Source organism: Asticcacaulis sp. W401b (assembly GCF_046503825.1).
Classification (GTDB): domain Bacteria; phylum Pseudomonadota; class Alphaproteobacteria; order Caulobacterales; family Caulobacteraceae; genus Asticcacaulis.
Genome location: NZ_JBKFEE010000043.1, coordinates 1 through 2,264 on the forward strand (window position 1 = coordinate 1; position 2,264 = coordinate 2,264).

3 protein-coding genes and 1 pseudogene are annotated in these 2,264 nt (G+C 60.6%); 1 reads left to right on the forward strand and 3 read right to left on the reverse strand.

Translation table 11 applies throughout. The annotated features are described in order from the left end of the window. The 3 genes and pseudogenes from ACK8OE_RS20720 to ACK8OE_RS20730 all read right to left on the reverse strand — a co-directional run. A pseudogene (locus ACK8OE_RS20720) lies at positions 1-209 on the reverse strand (IS110 family transposase); the annotation flags it as partial. A gap of 145 nt (positions 210-354) precedes the next feature. After that, entirely contained in the window at positions 355-939 is a 585-nt protein-coding gene (locus ACK8OE_RS20725) for a YdeI/OmpD-associated family protein (protein ID WP_410274208.1), read from the reverse strand. Beyond that, positions 939-1,364, reverse strand: coding sequence for a VOC family protein (locus ACK8OE_RS20730; protein ID WP_410274209.1), 426 nt, complete (start codon positions 1,362-1,364; stop codon positions 939-941). Before ACK8OE_RS20730 ends, ACK8OE_RS20725 begins: the two co-directional genes overlap by 1 nt. 76 nt (positions 1,365-1,440) lie before the next feature. Between ACK8OE_RS20730 and ACK8OE_RS20735 the strand changes: the two genes are divergently transcribed. Further along, positions 1,441-2,142 carry a helix-turn-helix transcriptional regulator gene (locus ACK8OE_RS20735; RefSeq protein WP_410274210.1) on the forward strand — a complete coding sequence of 234 codons (702 nt, stop codon included), beginning with the start codon at positions 1,441-1,443 and terminating at the stop codon, positions 2,140-2,142. Positions 2,143-2,264 lie beyond the last annotated feature (122 nt).

A 2,264-nucleotide genomic window follows, 5' to 3' on the forward strand; every position in this document is an offset into this window, starting at 1 on the left:
TGAAGGGTTCGACTGACAAAATGCGCGCTGAGGCAGGCCTCCATGCCGACGATACACGGCGGTAGCTTTTTAAATGTCTCCGTCAGTGCCAGCCGCTTGATCTTACGACGGAAAGCGATCTGACCATCAGTACCAAATCCGACAAGGTGAAACACGTCCTTGCCGATATCGATGCCTATCGACGCTAACTCAGGAATGTTCGTATCCATGGGATGCTTCTCCGGTTGGAGCCAAGCAGTCTACGCCGACTGCCTCGCAAGGGAAGCAGCCGGTCCATCCCATTAGCGGACCTACGTGTCGATTGACGTCAGTGCCCGAAATCGGAGACCGGATGCTACGAACGCACGACAGGGACTACCCTCCAAAAGGCTCTTCGTCACAAGCTTTTAAAGACGACACGAAGGTGTCAATCAGGGTCCTTCGGCTCTCCTCTCGCTTAAGAGAAGTGAGCCGTTGGTAGAATGTGAATATTGTGCTTCTAGGCAGTCGATCAAATGCAGCCTGCGCGGCCACATCAGCCGCGATGGGCGCGAGGACTGCATCAGGCAATACCATGGCGGCGCTTCCAGCGTAGGCCACATCCCACCTCCCGTCCGCCTTCGCGGCAAGAACGGCGGCGAGACCCGGTGCCTGCATGCGTCCTTCGGCAATGAGGTATTCGGCGTGAGCGCAATTGATTTGCGACCATGGGGATTTCGGCCTGCGCGGCGTGAAACGCTGAAGCCATGACCGGTCATCGCCGCGCTTTTTTAGGCCGTCGATCCAGCCCCACGCAAGGGCTTCGATGACGGCCTCGGACCAATTGACGGACGTTGTGCCAGCGCCTTTCTTGTATATCCTCACCCAGACCTCTGTTGTCTGCGCATGGTGTACGGCCAGCCAGCGCCCGAAGTCGGACGCCTGTGCAAAGGTCTGGATGCGGGCGGGGTCCACCTCCATTATGCAGCCGTGTAGGCGACTTCGACGTCGAGCACCCAGGTGATGCCGAAGCGATCCTTGAGCATGCCGTAAAGCGGTGACCAGCCGGAGGCGCCCAAGGGCTGGATGATCGTCGCGCTTTGCGCAAGGGCTTCCCAGAAGCGCGCGATTTCATCGCTCTCAGGGCCGCGCACCGAGACGAAGAACGGCGCTTCGCCGGGATTCCATGCGCGTAAAGCGGGCACATCGTAGGCCATGATGGTAAAGCCGTTTTCGGCCACGACCTGCCCCCAGATTACCTGCCCGGCTTCGGCAGGGTCGTGAGGTGCGCCAGCCTCCTCATAGGTGACCACGGTCTGATGGCCACCGAACACGGACTGATAGAAGCCGAGGGCGTCGCGGGCGTTGCCGCGGAAATTGAGGTGGGGCGTGGTTTTAATGGTCATTGGCTTTCAACCTTCTCCTGAAGTGGTGGATCGGTTATAGCCGGGGCCAACTGACATTTTCCGACAGTTGGACGATATGGCTCGCCCCGACCGCCTATTCAGACTCCTGCAGGCCATGCGCGTCATGCCTGCGCCGATCACAGCCTATCGACTGGCGGAGGAAATGGGCGTGTCGTTGCGCTCTCTGTACCGCGATATCGACAGCCTGCGCGCAGCGGGCGCGCGTATCGAAGGCGAGCGCGGCTACGGCTATCGGCTGATCGAGGACTATGCCCTGCCGCCCCAGACCTTCGATCGCATCGAGATAGAGGCGATTGCGCTGGGGCTCGGCGAGGTCCGCCAGACGGGTGATCCGGCTCTGGCGAAGGCGGCAGTTTCGGTTCTGGCCAAGGTGGCGGCCATCCTGCCGGACGCGCGTGAGCAGTACCTTTTTCACGCCGTTTCGCAGGTCTACCGACCGGATGCGCGTCATGCGGCGGGCGTCGATATCGACATTATCCGTCAGGCCTGCTGGGCCGAGGAGGCGCTGACCATCGGCTATACGGACAGCGCGAACGCCGTGACCGAACGCACCATCCTGCCTTTGGCCATCTCCTATACGGAGCGCACATTGGTGGTGCTGGCCTGGTGCTGTCTGCGCGAGGCCTTCCGGATGTTTCGCGCCGAGCGGATATCTACGGTCGAAGGGACAGGGCAAAGCTTCCGCCCCAGACGCGCGGCATTGCTGCGAGATTATATTGCCGATCTGAACGCGCGATCGCCGTCGTTAGGGCGATGAGCGCCCACTGCGGTCATATGTCGAGTTAATGACCTGACCGCCCGTAAGCGGTCATCACCGCCCCAGTTTTCTCCTACCAACCGGATCAAGACATGGGGCAATGTCGCGCCTGCTGTTTGAGA

Bases quoted from the DNA above. Each gene is read 5' to 3' on its own strand.
- ACK8OE_RS20725 (WP_410274208.1), bottom strand. From the start codon at position 939: ATGGAGGTGGACCCCGCCCGCATCCAGACCTTTGCACAGGCGTCCGAC.
- ACK8OE_RS20730 (WP_410274209.1), bottom strand. From the start codon at position 1,364: ATGACCATTAAAACCACGCCCCACCTCAATTTCCGCGGCAACGCCCGC.
- ACK8OE_RS20735 (WP_410274210.1), top strand. From the start codon at position 1,441: ATGGCTCGCCCCGACCGCCTATTCAGACTCCTGCAGGCCATGCGCGTC.